Origin of the sequence: Thiorhodospira sibirica ATCC 700588 (assembly GCF_000227725.2) — a bacterium.
GTDB classification, from domain to species: domain Bacteria; phylum Pseudomonadota; class Gammaproteobacteria; order Ectothiorhodospirales; family Ectothiorhodospiraceae; genus Thiorhodospira; species Thiorhodospira sibirica.
In genome coordinates, this window is sequence record NZ_MU255056.1 from 1536347 (window position 1) to 1555135 (window position 18789).

Consider the following 18789-nt stretch of genomic DNA (forward strand, 5'->3'; position numbering starts at 1 on the left):
TTCTTTGGACAGGACGTATACCTCGGCTTCAAATTTAGTGTGCGGGGTGATGGAGCCGGTTTTGCACAGCACTTGTCCGCGTTCTACGTCGTCGCGTTTGGTGCCACGCAGCAAGACGCCGACGTTGTCTCCGGCCTGCCCCTGGTCGAGCAGTTTGCGGAACATTTCTACGCCGGTGACGGTGCTTTTCTGGGTGTCGCGGATGCCGACAATGGAGACTTCGTCGCCGACTTTGACGATGCCACGCTCAATACGACCGGTGACGACGGTGCCACGCCCGGAGACGGAGAAGACGTCTTCGACGGGCATGAGGAAGGCGCCGTCAATGGCGCGCTCGGGCTCCGGGATGTAGCTGTCGAGGGCGGCTATGAGTTTGTCGATGGCGGGCACGCCGATGTCGGAGGTGTCGCCTTCAAGTGCCTTGAGGGCGGAGCCTATGACGATGGGGGTGTCGTCGCCCGGAAATTCGTAGCTGGAGAGCAGGTCGCGGACTTCCATTTCGACCAGCTCGAGCAGTTCGGCGTCGTCTACCATGTCGGCTTTGTTGAGGAAGACGACGATGTAGGGCACGCCTACCTGACGGGCGAGCAGGATGTGTTCGCGGGTCTGGGGCATCGGGCCGTCAGCCGCGCTCACGACCAGGATGGCGCCGTCCATCTGCGCCGCACCGGTGATCATGTTTTTGACGTAGTCGGCATGGCCGGGGCAGTCTACATGGGCGTAGTGGCGGTTTTCGGATTCGTATTCGACGTGCGCGGTGGCAATGGTGATCCCACGGGCGCGTTCTTCCGGGGCGTTGTCAATCTGGTCGTAGGCACGGGCTTCGCCACCAAATTTTTTGGCCTGTACCACGGTCAGCGCGGCGGTCAAGGTTGTTTTCCCATGGTCTACGTGACCAATGGTTCCCACGTTGACGTGCGGCTTCTTACGCTCAAATTTTTCCTTGGACATGGCTTTTAATACCCCTTACAAAAAATAATCAATGGTTAATATCAAGATGTTTTCTTAATCACCGCTTCGGTGACATTACTCGGTGCTTCTGCATATTTGGCAAACTCCATGGAGTAGGTCGCCCGTCCCTGACTCATCGACCGCAGCGTGGTGGAGTAACCAAACATCTCTGCCAAAGGCACCTCAGCGCGTAACAGCTTCAGACCGGCATTGTCTTCCATGCCTTGAATCAGGCCGCGACGACGATTTAAATCGCCCATCACATCACCCATGTATTCCTCGGGTGTTTCCACCTCAACTTTCATGATCGGCTCTAATAAAACCGGGCTGGCTTTAAGCGCGCCTTCACGAAACCCCATCGAACCGGCAATCTTAAACGCCATTTCCGACGAGTCCACATCGTGGTAAGACCCGTCATACAACGTCACCTTGACATCCACCACGGGGAAGCCTGCCAACACGCCGTTGCGCATCTGCTCCTGAACGCCTTTGTCTACCGCAGGGATATACTCCTTGGGCACCACACCGCCAACAATGCCATTTTCAAATTCATAACCGGCACCGGCCTCTCTGGGCTCGATCCGCAGCCATACATGGCCATACTGACCGCGACCACCGGATTGACGGACAAACTTGCCTTCCTGCTCCACCCGCTTGCGAATGGTTTCACGGTAGGCGACCTGAGGCTTGCCGACATTGGCCTCGACCTTGAATTCACGACGCATCCGATCCACGATGATTTCCAGATGCAGCTCGCCCATCCCGGAAATAATGGTCTGCCCGGATTCTTCATCTACACGCACGCGGAAAGAGGGATCTTCCTGCGCCAACTTGTTAAGCGCAACCCCCATTTTTTCCTGATCGTTTTTGGTCTTTGGCTCAACTGCCACGGAAATCACCGGCTCAGGGAACTCCATCCGTTCCAGAATCACCGGCTTATCCAGTGCAGACAGCGTAGTCCCCGTAGTGACATCTTTCAGACCTACACACGCGGCGATATCACCGGCGCGCACTTCCTTGATTTCTTCACGCGAGTTGGCATGCATCTGCAACAAACGGCCAACGCGCTCTTTGCCCACGCTTTGGGAGTTGTACACCGAGTCACCGGAATTCAACACGCCAGAATACACACGAATAAAGGTCAGCGTACCGACAAAGGGATCGGTGGCAATCTTGAAAGCCAGCGCAGAAAACGGCTCATCATCGCCCGATTTACGATGAACGGGCTGCTCGGTATTGGCATCAAGACCGGCAATCGCTGGAACTTCCGGCGGCGAGGGCAGATATTCAATCACCGCATCCAGCATGGCCTGCACGCCTTTATTTTTGAAGGCTGAGCCGCACAGCATCGGCACGATTTCCAGGGCAATGGTGCGCGCCCGCAAACCGGCACGGATTTCTTCCTCAGAAAGCGCCCCGCCCTCAAGGTACTTATTCATCAGATCTTCATTGGCCTCAGCGGCGGCTTCGACCATATTTTCCCGCCACTCCTCGGCCAGTGCCTGCAAATCGGCAGGAATATCCTGATACTCAAAGGTGACACCCTTGTCTTCTTCATTCCAGAAGATCGCCTTCATCTTGATGAGATCGACGACTCCTTTAAAACTATCCTCTGCGCCCAAGGGGATCTGCACCGGAACGGGATTGGCGTGCAGACGCTCACGCATCTGCTTGTGTACCTTGAAAAAATCCGCCCCTGCACGGTCCATCTTATTCACAAAGGCCAGACGCGGCACTTTATACTTGGTGGCCTGACGCCACACCGTTTCGGATTGCGGCTGCACACCGCCAACGGCGCAATACACCATGCAGGCACCGTCCAGCACGCGCATGGAGCGCTCGACTTCAATGGTGAAGTCGACGTGTCCGGGCGTGTCGATGATATTGATACGGTGCTCGGGATACTGCTTAGCCATCCCTGACCAAAAGCAGGTCGTCGCTGCAGACGTGATGGTAATGCCACGCTCCTGCTCTTGCTCCATCCAATCCATCGTCGCAGCACCGTCATGGACCTCACCCACCTTGTGAGAAACGCCGGTATAAAAAAGAACGCGCTCGGTGGTCGTGGTTTTGCCGGCATCAATATGGGCACTAATGCCGATATTACGATACCGCTCAATGGATGTTTTGCGTGCCACAGATAAACCCTCTGAATCTTCCTCTAAAAACCCGATGGTGTGCGCATCAACCGGCACACCTCAAATACACAACTACCAGCGATAATGTGAAAATGCCTTGTTCGCTTCAGCCATGCGGTGCGTATCTTCACGCTTTTTCACCGCAGCACCTTTGCTTTCCGAGGCGTCCATCAACTCACCGGCCAGCTTCAAGGCCATGGACTTTTCGCCGCGCTTGCGTGCAGCGTCTACCAGCCAGCGCATTGCCAGGGCATTTTGCCGCACGGAACGCACCTCAACCGGCACCTGATAGGTCGCACCGCCCACACGCCGGGACTTTACCTCAACGCGGGGACGCACATTGTCAAGCGCCTGCTCCAACACCTGCAAACCGTTACCTTTCTTCGCCTCGACCTGAGCCAGCGCACCATAAAGGACGCCTTCGGCAACGGATTTCTTGCCGTCACGCATGACCGTATTGATGAACTTGGCCAACAATTCACTGCCGTATTTGGGATCAGGAAGGATGGTACGCTTGGGGGCTTCAGATCTTCTGGACATAGATTGCTCTCAATAACTCCATCAGGCCTTCTTGGGACGCTTGGCGCCATATTTGGAACGGCCTTGCTTACGATTTTGCACACCTTGTGTATCCAGGCTGCCGCGCACCGTATGATAGCGCACGCCCGGCAGGTCCTTGACACGACCGCCACGAATCAGCACAACGGAGTGCTCTTGAAGGTTGTGGCCCTCGCCACCGATATAACTGGACACCTCATAGCCATTGGTCAACCGTACACGCGCTACTTTACGCATGGCCGAGTTAGGCTTTTTGGGTGTCGTCGTATAGACACGCGTACACACGCCCCGCTTCTGAGGGCAGGCCTCCAAGGCGGGCACATTGCTCTTGTCCATCTTGCGCTTACGGGGTTTGCGCACTAACTGGTTAATTGTCGCCACGAAAGTTTTTCTCCTACCCTAGAAACAAAGACAGGCCGAACCATACCGGCCTGTTTAAGGGTGCAGTATTCTAAAAAGGGGCCTGCTTCATGTCAAGCATAAAGGGCCGTAACAACTAGGTAAAAATCACATAATTAGGATCATTCAGGCCGATAATGCGGCACCTCAAAGCATCCATCATGGCGCGCTATTATAGTGAGCCGCCCGCCCAGCCGCTAGAGGGCAAGCGTTTATATTTATCACCGTGATGCCAAAAGCCCCAAACCTTGTGCCCACGGTGCCTTTTTAGGCCAACCCTCTGCTATGCTTGTAACCCCTGCGTCTGGCGCAACCTCGGAGAGATCAACGTGAATCTTGGCAAGGTGATTTTCGGCTTTTTTATCCTGTTGGCGATGACCTTAAATTTTGGCTTTTTTATCGGCGACATCGACAACCCGGACCATCACAATGTGTATGAGCTGTTTGCCGCTATTGTGGTTAGCCTGATTGCCACCATTTTGAAATTTGGCGAACGCACCCAGATCGGTGCGGTCCTGCTGGCGGCCAGCCTGGTGGCGGATTTACAGTTGATTGCCGCAGCACTGGTCTGGGCCATTGCCGTGCATGTGCTGGATGTGGGCCTGACTCCGGCGGTGATGGCGAGCATCGTATCACTTTCAGGGGGTGCCTTGCTGGCTAATGTGGTTTCCGTGGTCTTGCTGACGGTGGAAACTGTCACCCTGCATCGTTGAGCGACTGTGCCCATGCAATCCGTGGTTCCCTTGATTTTTCGGCGGATGCGCATTCCGCTCGTGGTGTTGGTGAGCGCCTACAGCATCGCCGTGCTGGTGTTCACCCTGATTCCCGGCGTGGATGATCAGGGCAACCCGTGGCGGATGAGTTTCTTTGAGGCGCTGTACGTGGTCAGTTACACCGGCAGCACTATCGGCTTTGGCGAAGTGCCGTATGATTTTTCCAATGGCCAGCGCCTGTGGACCATCATCAGTATCTATCTGACGGTGATTGCCTGGCTGTATTCCATCGGCACCATCATCTCCTTGTTACAAGACAGCGCCTTTCGTCAGGCCCTCAACCGCAGCCAACTGCGCCGCAGCCTGCGTAGTTTTGCCGAGCCATTTTATCTGGTCTGCGGCTATGGCGATACCGGCAAGCTCTTGGTGCGCTCTCTGACTGACCGCAAGCGCCGTGTGGTGGTGATTGATAATAATCGGGAAAATATTGACGAACTGAGCCTCAAAGACCTCAGCGTTTACGTCCCCGGCTTTTGCCTGGATGCCCGCATTCCGGAAAACCTGCTCATCGCCGGTCTGCAACATCGACGCTGCGCCGCCGTGCTGGCGGTTACCGATGATGATCAGGCCAATTTGCAAATCGCCATTACCAGCAAATTATTAAGCCCCAAGGTCACGGTCTATTGCCGCGCCAAGACGCAGGCCACCGTGGCCAATATGCAATCCTTTGGCACCGATTATGTCATAGACCCCTTTGAGGAATTTGCCCAGCGACTGGCCCTGGTCATCCGTGAACCAGATACCCATCGGGTGTATGAATGGCTCTCTGCCGTGCCCAATACCAAACTGCCGGAAGGGGTTGAACCGCCCAAGGGTCGCTGGATCCTCTGCGGCTTTGGACGCATGGGCAAGGCTGTCTATAAAGCCTTGCGCGCTGAGGGCATTGAAGTCACCGTGGTAGACGAAAATCCCCAGGCCCACAACGCCCCCAAGGGCACTATCTTTGGCAAGGGCACCGAGGCCTGCACCCTGCAAGAGGCGCGCATCGACCAGGCCGCCGCTTTGCTAGCGGCCACTGCTGATGATGCCGACAATCTCTCCATCATCGTGACCGCACGAGAATTAAATCCGGATTTATTTATCGTGGCGCGCGAAAACCGCCTGCACAACAAGGCGCTGTTCCGTGCCGCCAAACCCCAATTAGTGATGGAGCCCAGCTACATCATTACCACCCGCATTCTGTCAGTGCTCACCACCCCGCTGCTTGAAGACTTTCTGCGCATGGCCAGAGGACAGTCGAATCAATGGAATCAGCAACTCGCCCAGGAAATGCGACGCATCAACCAGGAACTCACCCCCGAAAGCTTCAGCATCCGCGTAAGCCTCAACCGCTGTCCGGGACTCACCCAGGCCCTCAAGCTGGGCAAGCCCATCCTGCTTGAAACCCTGTGCCGCGACCCGCGCAACCGTGAACAGTTTCTGGAAGTCCTGCCCTTGCTCCTGCGACGCGGCGAACACAATACCCTGCTACCCACCTTTAATACCCCGCTGGAAATCGGCGATCGCATCCTGTTTTGCGGCTCCAACCAAGCGCAAAACCTGATGCGCCGAGGCCTCAATAACCTCAATACCCTGCAGTTTCTGTTTTGCGGCGAACAATGCCCGGATGGCCTGATCTGGCGCTACATGGGGCTGCGCTAGATTAAAGGTTGAAGTGCGTGCTTTAACCGGGATACTATCGCTATATTCAAAAACACTTATATCCTTACAATTTTTTGTCTTAAAAGGCTCACCACCATGGATCATACCTCCGACGATATCAAAAGTTTTTGCAGCTCCCGCCTGGGCGAAGGTTTGAATGAAGAACAAATGCGTCTGCTGGCCAGCATTTCCCGCTGCCGTACCCTGCACGATGACGAGATTTTATTTGAAGAGGGCAAGGTGGATCACACCCTGCACATCGTCGCCTCTGGCAAACTGCTGATCACCCGCCAAGTTGCCGGCGGCGATCCACTGATTTTGCACGTCATTCAGGAAGGCGACCTTGCCGGCGAAATGAGCTTTGTTGGCGGACGCCCCCACAGCGCCACCGTCCGCGCCATTGGCCGCCCCACCGTATGCACCTTTGAGCGCAGCGACTTTGAATCATTGATCGAAAAAGACCCCTGGCTGGTCTACAAAGTCATGCAAAACATCGTCAAAGTCGTCCATGACATCCTGCGCAAAATGAACACCCAGTATGTCGAAATGAGCAACTACATCAGCCAGCAACACGGGCGTTATTAAGTCTTGTCTGCAAGCGCCGCACCCTCTAGCCCGGCATAAAACGTGGCGGCATCCTCCAGATGCCGCTGCAAAAAAGCGATGCCTGGAAGCCGCTGCCACTTCGTGCGGAGCGGTGTATATAGGGGGAGCTTACACCTAGACCATGCCCCCGCCCAGCCTCTTTGATCAATCTCTCAGCCGAACAACGTGCCCTGCTGGAAGGCTTGGCACACCGCCGTGAAACGTCCCACAGCCTGGCCCAACGTGCGCAAATCGTGCTGCGTGCCGCCGATGGGCCGCCTTTCTCCAGGATCCCACGCACCGTATCCGTTTCGTCTATACCTGCTCCTAAAAACCTAAACAAAGTTGCTTATGCGATTTTTAGGCATTTCGCTCTCCGTTGATAACACCCTTGCGGGCGAGCAACTGGAGTCCTGGTTGAGCAGTCCCAACCGAATGGCCGGTCAACACCGGCAACATGGGCGGTTTCAGCCGTCGAAACCCAGCTTGCGCCATAAAAGTGGCCTCGGCGTTCATCCTGAACAGAGAACAACTTTGCGATTCGACTTCGACCCCGACCATGGAGCGCGAAACCTTCGCGCTTGTAGATAACCTATCTACAATAGAGAATTCTGATAAACAATGAAGAAAAAATCAAGAACTGTTTTTTGCTCCAACTACTCCTGGCTCAACCACATCGAAATCGGGTTCGCTATCCTGACCCGACGACGGCTCCGGCGTGGGCGCTTCGCCTCTACCAAGGCGCTCAAACAACGCCTCCTCGACTTCATCGCCTTCTTCAACCACACCCTCACCAAATTGTTTCGCGAGACCTACATCGGCAAACCGCTGATGGCGTAAATTATCCTGAATATTTCTGGGGTGGGGTACTGGTCTATCCGGGGTTTTGACAGCCTCGCGTTAATGTGGCAAAACTCTCCGGGCGTGGCCACAAAAGCAGGTATGCCATTTTAAATTTTCTTGCCTATTTAAAAATGACACACGAATCGGCGTTATACAGGATACAGGGTATGCCGTATCCATTCTCAGGAGGTCTTGGACAAAGATGTTTCAACGCTTTTATGAACTGGCTCATTGCCTGCCGCAACGCCCTGCATGGGAGCGACTCAACGAAGGAATGCCCACAAACTATGACCGGGGCTTAGCCTTATGTTTTGATCCTGCGGGCAACTGGTGTGGGGTACGCACATATCAAGGTAATCAGGGGGTCGTGTATCGGTCAGGCCCCTCTAACGGCATTGACTTCACACCCTGCTGCAAACTGGCCAGCAATACCGCCAACCGTATTGCGGCAACCGTGGCCATGTGTACCGAAGCACCAGAGCTTAACGCCCGGCAGCGTGAATGGCTGAGCGCCACGCTGGCAAACTTTCGCACACATCAAGACGCGATCTGGGCAGCAGTTGAAACCGCCAGTGCCCAGGCTGATATTGATGGCAAAACGCATCGCGGCTATGTGTACTGGGCAGATGAAGCCATGCAGCCGGTGTATGCCTGGCCCGAAATAAGTCATGTGCTGGTACGCCGGGCCATGGAAAGCTTTGGCGACAAGGGCGGACAACGTAAAGATGGATGTTGTGCGGTATGCGGTCGCAACCAGATCCCCGTTTATGGCAATTACGCCGTATTAGCCTGTTATAACTTAAATAATCGGGGCAGTATTGCAGGTGGTTATGAGGCCAGTGCAGCCCATCGCAACTTTCCCGTATGCGCCGACTGTGCCTTAACCATTGCAGACGCCTTCACCTTTGCCAATACGCATTTGGCCAGCGTCATGGCAGGGCAAAGCTATCTGGTCTTACCTTATAGCAATGCGCCAAAGGTGCGCGAGGAATTACAGGCGCGTCTGGGAAATCATCCCCAGCGCTACAGCCTGGGCAAGGCCAAAGATCTGGTCGCTGATGAACTGGAGTTAACCGATGAGTTCAGTGATTGCGGCGATCAACTGGCCCTGGCGCTGATTTTTTATCAAGAAAAAAATGCCTCCTGGCGCATTCACGCAGAAGTGCAACATCTGCTGCCCAGTCGCCTGCAGGCACTACATAACGCAGCGCGCCGCATTGAACGTGCCGCCGATCTTGTGGCCATCCGTAAAACACAAGCGCAACCAGTACACATTAATGCATTTAGCTTCAAAAACTTTTCAGGCAATGGCGATAAAGCCAGCGAAGAAACGCTGCGCAGCTGGTTGACCGCACTGTTTGCCGGTGAAACCATTCAACGTGCGCATTTTCTCCATGCCTTGGTGACAAAATTGCTTCATACCGGCCGACACACCCCCGATTGGCTACACTGGATGACCCGCCAGGCATGGGGCTTGTACCGGTATGCCCAGGACGTAAAACTCATTATCCACACGCAACAGGAGCATCCCGCGATGTCTGAGGCCATCCCCCATAGCCCTTATGGACAATATATCCGTGAACACGCTGAGTTTTTTCACCGCCCGGAGTTGGTGGTTGCTTTTCTCACCGGCTGCTATGCCGCCACCGTGGCTGCGGTACAACGCCAAGAACGGGGCGCTGATCCCTTTACCAAAAAATTTGTGGGGCGCCTGCTGACCCGCCAGCACCTCCAGCGCCTCTACCGTGAAGGCCATGCCAAGCTTTCCCAATACCGCAAACTGGGGTATGTGATTACCAGCCTCGATCCTGATCTGGCCACGGCCTGGGTCAGCTGCGGAGAGCACTGGCAAATCAGCGACGATGAGGCAACCTTTGCATTCACCATTGGCTACAGCCTTGCCTATCGTATTGGTCAGCTGGCGCGTGAGAGCGCACACGCACACCCCACGGCGGACGAGGCAATCCTGCTTCCGCCGGATGCCGTATAAACACCCTCAATATCACGTTTAATCAAGGAGCGTTTCATGTTCACTGTATCTGATCTGACCAACCGCCACGAAATCCTGTTTCTCTACGAAGCCCGCGATTGCAATCCCAATGGCGATCCGCTCGATGAAAACCGCCCGCGCACAGACCCGGAAACGGGCGAAGCCACGGTCAGCGACGTACGCATCAAGCGTACCGTGCGCGACTATCTGCTCAGCCTGGAACCAGACGTTGAGAAGCGTCTGGCCAACGGCGTTGAGATCCTCATCCGCGACACCATGAAAGCAGACGGCCACCTCTCTGAAGGCAAAGACCGCGCTGAACACTTCCTCAATGAGGCGGCAAAAGGCAAAAAGAAAGAAGCCAAGCGCCAGGCCCTGGAAGAAGCCATCACCCAAGGATGTATTGATGCACGCCTGTTTGGGGCCACACTGCCACTGGGCAAAAGTGAGCCCTCCATACAGCTGACAGGCCCGGTACAATTTGCCGCCTTCAATCGCTCATTACACCGCGTAAGCCCGGTGCTCGTGCAACAAACAGCGGCCTATGCCGGCGGAGCCAGTGTGCATCAAAAATCCTTTGCAGAACGCTGGCTATTGCCCTATGCCCTGATTGCCGCTTATGGGGTCGTCAATGAAGTCGCCGCCAAAAGCACCGGCTTATCTCAAAAAGACCTGCGTCAACTGTTTGCCGGTCTTTGGCATGGGACGGCAGCCCTCAACACCCACTCCAAGCTGGGACATGATCCGCTGCTGCTGGTGGTTGCCGACTACCAGCCCGGTTATCGTCTGGGGGCACTGACACAGCGCATCGCACTCACCCAGCAACGCGCCGAGGATAGCGCCCTGCGCTCCACCCAGGATTTTGAGCTAGACATCGCCCCGCTGCTGGAAGCCTGGCGTGCTTATCCCCGCCTGCAAGGCGTGCGCGTTATGCAGGATGCGCGGCTGCGCTGTCGCATGGGAGAGCAGGTCGGTAGCTTTACAGAACTGGCCAACGCCGCAGGTCTTCATGTCAGTGCTCTGGATCTCTAATCATGCGCACCCTGGTCTTTGAGGTCAGTGGCGAGTATGCGCTGTTCAAAAAGCCCTACTCGCCCATGAGTCCAGTCAGCTACCCATTGCCGCCGCCCCCGGCGGTACTGGGCATGCTGGGTGCCATTCTGGGGCTGGATAAAAACGCCTATCATCACACCCTGCAATGGGCGCAGGTGCGGGTTGCGGTCAGCCCCGCTGCGCCGCTGCGCTTTTTTCGAGCGGCATTGAATCTGCTCCAGACCAAAGATGGCACCGACCGCTATTTTCGTCCACGGGCCGATAAAAACACGCACACCCAAGTCCCGTTTACCTTTTTGCGCGAACCTCGCTTCCGCATCCTGGTCGCCGGGCTGGCATCGCCACACGCTGACGCCATCGCCACTGCACTGCAAAATGGCACAAGCCGCTATACGGTCACGCTGGGATTAGCAAACTGCCTTGCCGATCTACGCTGGATCGGCGAATGGAATGCCGAGGCCATCAGCGCCGGAGACTACGCCGTTAACACCGTACTGCCGCTATGTGAGGGAATGCACCTTCACTATGAGGCCGGACGGCGTTACCATCGCCTGCGCATTCCGGCCAGCATGGACCCGCAGCGCGTGGTGCATCGTTATCAGGAAATTGTACTGGCCGAAGACGCGCAACCGATGCGCGTCCGCGTACCCGATGGAGTGCTCTATCATGTCAACACCGGCCCCGTTGCCTTTTTATAAGTGCCAGGCACATCCAGGAGACGCCCTCAACCAACACCTGCTGCGCGTAGCCCAGCGGGCAGCGGCCAGCATTGCCCCGACCGCTCGCCCAGAGATTGCCCGCATTGCCTTTATCGCCGGGCTATTTCACGATCTGGGCAAGGCCACCCCCTGGTTTCAGCAATACCTCAACGGCCAGGCGCGGCGCAGTGCCTTAACGCATCACGGCGAACTGGGTGCCATACTCAGCTGGTGGTACAGCGCCCAGCTTGACGGGCCTTTATGGCAACGGTTAGCCGTGTTCAGCGCCGTGCGCCGCCATCATGGCGCCTTGCGCATACAAAACTGGCCAGATCTTTTCGCCCAGACGCGCAGCGAATTTCGTGAACCCGATAGCCCCCTGCGCACCCAACTGGCCGCCCTGGACAGCCCAGGCATTGCCAACTGGCTCAGTGAACAGGCCACAGCACATCCGCAATATGGCCTGCCCGTACACTGCGAACCTCCCAGCCTGGAACACATCGAAGCGCGGGTGTACGAACGCGACTGTGTCGGCTCCAAATTGCGACGGGCGTACACCTCCCTTGACGAGGCGCTTGCCACCCTGTCAGCATTTGGGGCATTGCTTGCCGTAGACAAAACCGATGCCGCCTTAAGCGGTGCGCACATCGCACGACAAGCGCTACCTGCCGATGCCGTCAGCCACTACAAGCGCCAAGTCTTCCCCGCAGAGGCATCCTCAAGCCCGCTCAACCAGCGTCGTGAGCACATCGCCAAAACCCTCACCACAACCTGGCTTGCACACCTTGAACAACCACTGCTGACCTTTACCGCCCCCACCGGAGCCGGCAAAACCCTCAGCGTATTACACGCTGCATTACAGGTGCGCACCCATCTGGCAAAACAGCACGGACACGCGCCGCGCCTGATTTACTGCCTGCCATTCACCGCCGTCATTGACCAAAACCATGCCGTCATCCGCGCCATCCTCAAAGCCAGCGGACTGGCCGAGCGCGAAGACATCCTGCTCAAACATCACCACCTCAGCACAGGCGTATTTCGCACCGGCGACGACGCTGCAGAACATCAGCCCGACGGCGCCGGCCAACTGCTCACCGAAACCTGGCAAAGCGAGATCATCGTCACCACCTTTCACCAACTACTGCACAGCCTGCTCAGCCCATGCAATGCCAACCTCAAACGCGCCGGCCAACTTAGCGGCGCCATCCTCGTGCTAGACGAAGTACAGGCCCTGCCACTACGCTACTGGGAAGCCCTGCGCCAACTCTTCAAAGCCCTGGCACGGACTGCAGGCACACGCATCCTGCTCATGACCGCAACCCGACCGTTGATTTTTCAGCCCGGCGATGCCCTGGAGCTGCTGCCCGACCATGCACAACACTTTCAGGCACTCAACCGCACCCGTTTGCACCTGCAACATCATAACCCCCTGCCGCTGACCGCCTTTGCAGGCCAGCTAATCGCCCACCTGCACAACAACCCGCGCCCCACACTCATCATTGTCAATCGCCGCAAGGCCGTATCCACCCTCTTTCACGAACTGACCCGCGCCTTCCCACAACGCCCCTGCGTCGCGCTCTCCACACACCTGACCCCGCGAGACCGCCGCGCCCGCATCCGCCTGATCCAAAGGCTACAGCGTCAAGGCCAGCCCGTCATCGTCATCAGCACCCAACTCATCGAAGCCGGCGTAGACCTAAGCTTCCCGGTGGTACACCGCGACCTCGCGCCACTGGATGCCCTTATTCAATCAGCCGGACGGTGTAACCGCCACGGCGAACAGGCCAAAGCCCTGGGAGAAGTCTACCTCTGGCAACTGGCCACAGACCCCAGCGAAACCCAAACCAGTGAACCGCTGTGGCGGCGTATCTACGATGCCGCCCTGATTGAAGTCACCTGCGAAATACTCGGCCATGCCGCCTATTGGGATGAACGCGATTTTCTCGAACTCAGTGCCCGCTACTTCAGCGGCTGCCGGGCGCGTCAAGATCAACAACGCCTCGACGAACAGCTCAAAAACGGCGACCTGGCCGGAATTGAGCGCGACTTTCAACTCATTGAAGAAACCCCCAGCCTCACCCTTTTCATCCACCGCACCCCCAAAGATCAAGCCCTCTGGCAGATCTACCGCGACATCCAGGACAACCCCGCACTCAGCCCGGCCCAACAGGAACGAGCACTGCGCCCCTATCGCGCCGCCTTTCGTGAGCGCATCATCCAGATTCATGCCAACACCACAACAGGACTAGACCGTGATACCGTAAACCGACTTGATGCCACCCCCGAAACCTACCATCGCAGCACAGGATTCATCAAAACACCCGGAGTAGACGCCACATGCATTCTCTAGCACACATCGCCCTCGCCCAAGTGCAACTCCAATGGGACCGCCCCCTAAGCGGCCCTCCCAGCACCCGAACCCGCCAACTGCGCGGCGCACTGGCCAACACCTTTCCAAACGAAGACCTCTTCCACCAACATGACCCCGCAACAGGCCGCGTACTCTACCGCTACCCCCACCTGCAATACCGCTGGCACCATGGCCACGGACTAATCATCGGCTGGAGTAGCGCCGCACAACGCCTGCTCGGCCTCCCCTGGCTAGACTACACACTCACCCTGGGCGATGATCAAGTCACCATCACCGACGCCGCACTCACCCTGCGCCAAACCCAGTTTGCCGTCAGCGACCGCCTGCTGCACTACCAAACCAGCAGCCCGATATTACTCTTCAACCAGGAAAACTACCGCCACTACCAAACACTTGACGCCCCTGCCCAAGCCCTGGAACAAGATCGCCTGCTGGTCGCCGCCCTTTTGTCGGCATTTCGTGGCCTGGACATCAACTGCACCCAGCGTCTCTACGCCAGCTTCACACACACACAAACCCGCCCCAGCACTTACAAAAGCGAACGCCTGCTCGGCATACAAGGACGCATCGTCACCAACCTCTTAATACCCGACGGCTTTGCCTTTGGACGCGCCGTCAGTCACGGCTTTGGCGTCGTACACAGCTATCAACCCAAAAACACCGAACATCACAAAAAAGACGCACAGATATAAACCTGGAATGACACACCCAAGACGTGGCTTCGTGCTGATACGAAGCCACAAAAATAAAAAATCCCCTGTAAGGAGCTAAAAAATGGATCTAATTCTTACCACATTTGGCACATACCTTCATCGACAAGGAGAAATGTTTCTGATAAAAATAAAAGAACAAAAAAAAGAAATATCTTCACGAAAAGTACGTTCGATTTGCATTACCACAGGCGCCAGCCTTTCAACAGACGCCATCTTGCTCGCGCTTGAAAAAAATATTGACATTGTATTTCTTGATCCAACAGGACATCCCTACGGAAGAATCTGGCATGGAAAACCCAGCTCAACCACCGCCATTCGCCGTGAACAACTGCGTCTTGCCGACACTGAAAAAGGACTACAATTAGCTTTAGAATGGATGTTACAAAAAATGGATAATCAGATTGAATTTCTACAGTCATCAAGGCAAAAAAGAACCCGCATATCTGCTCAGTTAACAGAAAAAATCGAAGCATTAACTATCTTGCGGTCTGCGCTATGCAATATAACAGGCTGCATTAATGAATCCCGTGGAACTATAATGGGAATAGAGGGCCGTGCAGGACGCACTTATTGGGAAGCTGTTAATAAATTACTACCTGAGAATTTTCAATTTAATGCGCGCTCAAGAAACCCCGCTAAAGATGAATTTAATTGCCTGTTAAATTATGCGTATGGTGTACTATACAACACGGTAGAACGCGCTTGCATTCTTGCAGGACTTGATCCTTATGTGGGTTTTTTACATACCGATCATTATCAAAAAAAATCCCTGGTATTCGATTTAATTGAACGTTACCGAATTTGGGCCGATGAAACAGTAGTTAATCTTTTTGCTGCACGCAAAGTAAAACAAAGCCAATTTGACCGCCTGCATAATGGATTAACACTAAACAAAGAAGGAAAAGCCATACTAATGGAAGCATTTAATAGCTACCTTGACCAGGGGATTCATTATCGTAATCGTAATATCAAGCGTCGCGATACTATACAGTTTGACTGCCATCGCTTGGCTAACGAATGGATTGGAAAATATCAACATGAAAACGACTGATACATTAGTATGGATCATTTATGATATCACTGAAGACAAAGCACGCGGCAAAGTGGCAAAAAAATGCAAAGAAGCGGGTCTTTATCGAGTTCAAAAATCTGTTTTTCTTGGAACTATTGCTCGCAACAGACTGGATGAGCTACAAATGCATATCGAAGAGCTAATCAATCCAGAGATTGACTCTGTATATATTTTCCCGATGTGTGAAGAAGACTTTCGTAAAGTAAAGTTACTCGGCCAGGCGTTTGATAAAAAACTGGTAACTGATGAAATAAAGGCGTTATTTATATGAATGAATGGGAAACAGACACCGAAAGGACACCAATGCTTACACCGTCCGAAATATTAGAGCACATCTACTGCCCTAGATTTAGCTGGTTTATGCATGTGCAAAATATTCCACAACATGAAGAAAAAAGATTTAAAGTTTTAAAAGGCCGTGAAATACATCGTCGTCGTACAACTGAAAATAGAAATTATCTACGTCAAAAAATTGGTGCTATTGGACGTGAAATAAACGTCTACCTCGCTTCGCCAAAATTACATCTACGCGGCATTGTAGATGAAGTGATTTGGTTAAAAAATAACACGATGGCGCCATTGGACTACAAGTACACAGAAGCACAAAACAAAACATTTAAAACCCATGAAACACAAATTATATTATATGGAATGCTGATTGAAGAGGTTTACCAAAAACCGGTAGAAAGCGGGTATATTGCATATATACGCAACGGCAGTCAGCTACAAGAGGTAAAAATCACAAAAAATAAAAAAGAAAATTTAATTTCATTGATACAAGAAATTTTTCAAATCATTGAAACTGGAAAAATTCCGAAAGGCACTAAATCACGCTTACGCTGTGAAGACTGCTGCTATAAAAACATTTGTGTTTAAATAATGGTTAAAGCTGCCCACAAAAAAAGCCCTTTATGCTAAAGCGACTGGACGCAACTCCGGCATAACCAATCGGTTTAAACGCTCGGCGTTTTTAACAAATTAAAAACAGAGCTTGGTTTTTAATGCGTATACTTGCAGTAAATTTTGGGTTCCAAAAGCAGTCACAACTGTCGTTAAAAAAACCACACCCCTTAGTTTAAATTATTGCTGTAGTGAATTTAGGATTTAAACGATTTGCTGAGTGGAGCGCCGAGTTTTACTCGGCATATTTCAATCCTTGTTGTAGTGGATTTAGGGTTTAAACACGTATGCCGACCAACCAGCGCGCGGATGTGATGATGGATGTTTCAATCCTTGTTGTAGTGGATTTAGGGTTTAAACCAAATCCTGGTATGCCCTGCAGGTGACGAAATTATGTTTCAATCCTTGTTGTAGTGGATTTAGGGTTTAAACGAAGAACGCAAGAATCTGGAAGTTATCGCAGGATTGTTTCAATCCTTGTTGTAGTGGATTTAGGGTTTAAACAGGCTTGTAGCGTGAGTGCTGCACCGCGCCCACCAGGTTTCAATCCTTGTTGTAGTGGATTTAGGGTTTAAACAGCACAGCCGGACAAGCATGACGAAATCGCCGAAATGTTTCAATCCTTGTTGTAGTGGATTTAGGGTTTAAACGACATAATGACATTCAGAACACAGACAAACAGGATAATGTTTCAATCCTTGTTGTAGTGGATTTAGGGTTTAAACATCAACACCTAGCGCGTATGGTGTGACTTATCCAGTGTTTCAATCCTTGTTGTAGTGGATTTAGGGTTTAAACTTTGGGAAAAGAATGACTTCGCATTTGCACTGTTGAGGTTTCAATCCTTGTTGTAGTGGATTTAGGGTTTAAACTAACACTAAGTAACCCATGCGCGCACAAAATAGCTGTTTCAATCCTTGTTGTAGTGGATTTAGGGTTTAAACTTGTGGCGAACGTGCTGGAAACGCCGCAAGGCGTAAAGTTTCAATCCTTGTTGTAGTGGATTTAGGGTTTAAACAAAATAGCTTAAAACGCGATTCAGCGCATAAAAGGGTTTCAATCCTTGTTGTAGTGGATTTAGGGTTTAAACTACATGAAAGATGAGGATGGCAAGCACACAGTTGGGTTTCAATCCTTGTTGTAGTGGATTTAGGGTTTAAACCGAGCTGGCGACGATGCTTGGGGTGACGGGGTGGGATGTTTCAATCCTTGTTGTAGTGGATTTAGGGTTTAAACCCTTTTAACCATTATCGATATTATTCGTAAACCCATGTGTTTCAATCCTTGTTGTAGTGGATTTAGGGTTTAAACATTCAGGGCGGCAAAGCGTAGCGGGTAAGCCTCGATGGTTTCAATCCTTGTTGTAGTGGATTTAGGGTTTAAACATTCAGGGCGGCAAAGCGTAGCGGGTAAGCCTCGATGGTTTCAATCCTTGTTGTAGTGGATTTAGGGTTTAAACTTTTTACTCAGCTGATGGAAACGCTCGGCGTTCAGTGTTTCAATCCTTGTTGTAGTGGATTTAGGGTTTAAACATCGATTTTTGCGGCGCGATGCTTTGGCGTGACGCAGTTTCAATCCTTGTTGTAGTGGATTTAGGGTTTAAACGCTACTGGATTTGCTGCAGCCTTGGAAAAAACAAGCAGTTTCAATCCTTGTTGTAGTGGATTTAGGGTTTAAACCCCGGCAGGCGGCATAACCCCACCCCTTTGACAAAGTTTCAATCCTTGTTGTAGTGGATTTAGGGTTTAAACGTGCGCGTAGGAGATAAATTCAGTAATCAGTTTGAGTTTCAATCCTTGTTGTAGTGGATTTAGGGTTTAAACCCATGGACAAGCAACAAAACAGGGATCACTACAGGTTTCAATCCTTGTTGTAGTGGATTTAGGGTTTAAACCAAGACCTTTGCCTGATCGGCGCGCAGGGCGAAGGGTTTCAATCCTTGTTGTAGTGGATTTAGGGTTTAAACGCATTATAACTATCGCAAGAATGCTACACGACGATGAGTTTCAATCCTTGTTGTAGTGGATTTAGGGTTTAAACCTGTACGATGAGGATGGCCAAGTCTATATGCTGGCACAGTTTCAATCCTTGTTGTAGTGGATTT

Annotated in this window: 16 protein-coding genes and 1 CRISPR repeat array (1 of these 17 running past the window's edge); of the genes, 12 read left to right on the top strand and 4 right to left on the bottom strand. The window is 52.9% G+C overall.

The features are described from left to right. The 4 genes from tuf to rpsL form a co-directional block, all read right to left on the bottom strand. Positions 1-951: elongation factor Tu (gene tuf / locus THISIDRAFT_RS07405; protein WP_221913974.1), on the bottom strand; the 951-nt coding region annotated here is incomplete at its 3' end. 41 nt (positions 952-992) lie between these two features. Further along, positions 993-3089 carry an elongation factor G gene (gene fusA / locus THISIDRAFT_RS07410; protein ID WP_006788637.1) on the bottom strand — a complete coding sequence of 699 codons (2097 nt, stop codon included), beginning with the start codon at positions 3087-3089 and terminating at the stop codon, positions 993-995. Positions 3090-3161: 72 nt separating this feature from the next. Then, positions 3162-3629, bottom strand: coding sequence for a 30S ribosomal protein S7 (rpsG, locus tag THISIDRAFT_RS07415; protein ID WP_006788636.1), 468 nt, complete (start codon positions 3627-3629; stop codon positions 3162-3164). 21 nt (positions 3630-3650) lie between these two features. Further along, positions 3651-4028 carry a 30S ribosomal protein S12 gene (gene rpsL / locus THISIDRAFT_RS07420; protein ID WP_006788635.1) on the bottom strand — a complete coding sequence of 126 codons (378 nt, stop codon included), beginning with the start codon at positions 4026-4028 and terminating at the stop codon, positions 3651-3653. A 347-nt stretch (positions 4029-4375) separates the two neighbouring features. Between rpsL and THISIDRAFT_RS07425 the strand changes: the two genes are divergently transcribed. The 12 genes from THISIDRAFT_RS07425 to cas4 all read left to right on the top strand — a co-directional run bounded on the left by THISIDRAFT_RS07425 (position 4376) and on the right by cas4 (position 16661). Beyond that, positions 4376-4759, top strand: a complete 384-nt coding sequence (locus tag THISIDRAFT_RS07425; protein WP_006788633.1) for a DUF6394 family protein — start codon at positions 4376-4378, stop codon at positions 4757-4759. A gap of 12 nt (positions 4760-4771) precedes the next feature. Continuing rightward, entirely contained in the window at positions 4772-6460 is a 1689-nt protein-coding gene (locus THISIDRAFT_RS07430) for a potassium channel family protein (protein WP_006788632.1), read from the top strand. 96 nt (positions 6461-6556) lie between these two features. Next, the gene (locus THISIDRAFT_RS07435) at positions 6557-7045 is read left to right on the top strand and encodes a Crp/Fnr family transcriptional regulator (protein WP_006788631.1); all 489 of its coding nucleotides are present in this window, start codon (positions 6557-6559) and stop codon (positions 7043-7045) included. Between the two features lie 621 nt (positions 7046-7666). Further along, a complete protein-coding gene (locus tag THISIDRAFT_RS07440) occupies positions 7667-7885 on the top strand; it encodes a hypothetical protein (protein WP_006788408.1) in 219 nt (72 codons plus the stop codon). A gap of 205 nt (positions 7886-8090) precedes the next feature. Then, positions 8091-9878 carry a TM1802 family CRISPR-associated protein gene (locus tag THISIDRAFT_RS07445; protein WP_006788407.1) on the top strand — a complete coding sequence of 596 codons (1788 nt, stop codon included), beginning with the start codon at positions 8091-8093 and terminating at the stop codon, positions 9876-9878. A gap of 36 nt (positions 9879-9914) precedes the next feature. Continuing rightward, positions 9915-10910, top strand: a complete 996-nt coding sequence (gene cas7b, locus THISIDRAFT_RS07450) for a type I-B CRISPR-associated protein Cas7/Csh2 (RefSeq protein WP_006788406.1) — start codon at positions 9915-9917, stop codon at positions 10908-10910. A 2-nt stretch (positions 10911-10912) separates the two neighbouring features. Further along, the gene (gene cas5b, locus THISIDRAFT_RS07455) at positions 10913-11629 is read left to right on the top strand and encodes a type I-B CRISPR-associated protein Cas5b (protein ID WP_006788405.1); all 717 of its coding nucleotides are present in this window, start codon (positions 10913-10915) and stop codon (positions 11627-11629) included. Next, on the top strand, positions 11598-13979 hold the full coding sequence (locus tag THISIDRAFT_RS07460; protein WP_006788404.1) for a CRISPR-associated helicase/endonuclease Cas3: 2382 nt from the start codon (positions 11598-11600) through the stop codon (positions 13977-13979). The genes cas5b and THISIDRAFT_RS07460 overlap by 32 nt, the downstream gene beginning before the upstream one ends. After that, complete coding sequence (locus THISIDRAFT_RS07465) at positions 13967-14692, top strand: CRISPR-associated endonuclease Cas6 (protein ID WP_006788403.1); 726 nt, start codon at positions 13967-13969, stop codon at positions 14690-14692. The genes THISIDRAFT_RS07460 and THISIDRAFT_RS07465 overlap by 13 nt, the downstream gene beginning before the upstream one ends. A gap of 82 nt (positions 14693-14774) precedes the next feature. Beyond that, positions 14775-15764, top strand: a complete 990-nt coding sequence (gene cas1, locus THISIDRAFT_RS07470) for a CRISPR-associated endonuclease Cas1 (RefSeq protein WP_006788402.1) — start codon at positions 14775-14777, stop codon at positions 15762-15764. After that, positions 15751-16056, top strand: coding sequence for a CRISPR-associated endonuclease Cas2 (cas2, locus tag THISIDRAFT_RS07475; RefSeq protein WP_006788401.1), 306 nt, complete (start codon positions 15751-15753; stop codon positions 16054-16056). Before cas1 ends, cas2 begins: the two co-directional genes overlap by 14 nt. Continuing rightward, a complete protein-coding gene (gene cas4 / locus THISIDRAFT_RS07480; protein WP_040853043.1) occupies positions 16053-16661 on the top strand; it encodes a CRISPR-associated protein Cas4 in 609 nt (202 codons plus the stop codon). Before cas2 ends, cas4 begins: the two co-directional genes overlap by 4 nt. A gap of 197 nt (positions 16662-16858) precedes the next feature. Further along, positions 16859-18789: direct repeats of the CRISPR family, unit length 37 nt; unit sequence GTTTCAATCCTTGTTGTAGTGGATTTAGGGTTTAAAC (it continues 4543 nt past the right edge of the window).

Coding starts and splice junctions, on each gene's coding strand:
- rpsG (WP_006788636.1), bottom strand. CDS start 3,629: ATGTCCAGAAGATCTGAAGCCCCCAAGCGTACCATCCTTCCTGATCCC.
- THISIDRAFT_RS07430 (WP_006788632.1), top strand. CDS start 4,772: ATGCAATCCGTGGTTCCCTTGATTTTTCGGCGGATGCGCATTCCGCTC.
- THISIDRAFT_RS07435 (WP_006788631.1), top strand. CDS start 6,557: ATGGATCATACCTCCGACGATATCAAAAGTTTTTGCAGCTCCCGCCTG.
- THISIDRAFT_RS07440 (WP_006788408.1), top strand. CDS start 7,667: ATGAAGAAAAAATCAAGAACTGTTTTTTGCTCCAACTACTCCTGGCTC.
- THISIDRAFT_RS07445 (WP_006788407.1), top strand. CDS start 8,091: ATGTTTCAACGCTTTTATGAACTGGCTCATTGCCTGCCGCAACGCCCT.
- cas7b (WP_006788406.1), top strand. CDS start 9,915: ATGTTCACTGTATCTGATCTGACCAACCGCCACGAAATCCTGTTTCTC.
- cas5b (WP_006788405.1), top strand. CDS start 10,913: ATGCGCACCCTGGTCTTTGAGGTCAGTGGCGAGTATGCGCTGTTCAAA.
- THISIDRAFT_RS07460 (WP_006788404.1), top strand. CDS start 11,598: ATGTCAACACCGGCCCCGTTGCCTTTTTATAAGTGCCAGGCACATCCA.
- THISIDRAFT_RS07465 (WP_006788403.1), top strand. CDS start 13,967: ATGCATTCTCTAGCACACATCGCCCTCGCCCAAGTGCAACTCCAATGG.
- cas1 (WP_006788402.1), top strand. CDS start 14,775: ATGGATCTAATTCTTACCACATTTGGCACATACCTTCATCGACAAGGA.
- cas2 (WP_006788401.1), top strand. CDS start 15,751: ATGAAAACGACTGATACATTAGTATGGATCATTTATGATATCACTGAA.
- cas4 (WP_040853043.1), top strand. CDS start 16,053: ATGAATGAATGGGAAACAGACACCGAAAGGACACCAATGCTTACACCG.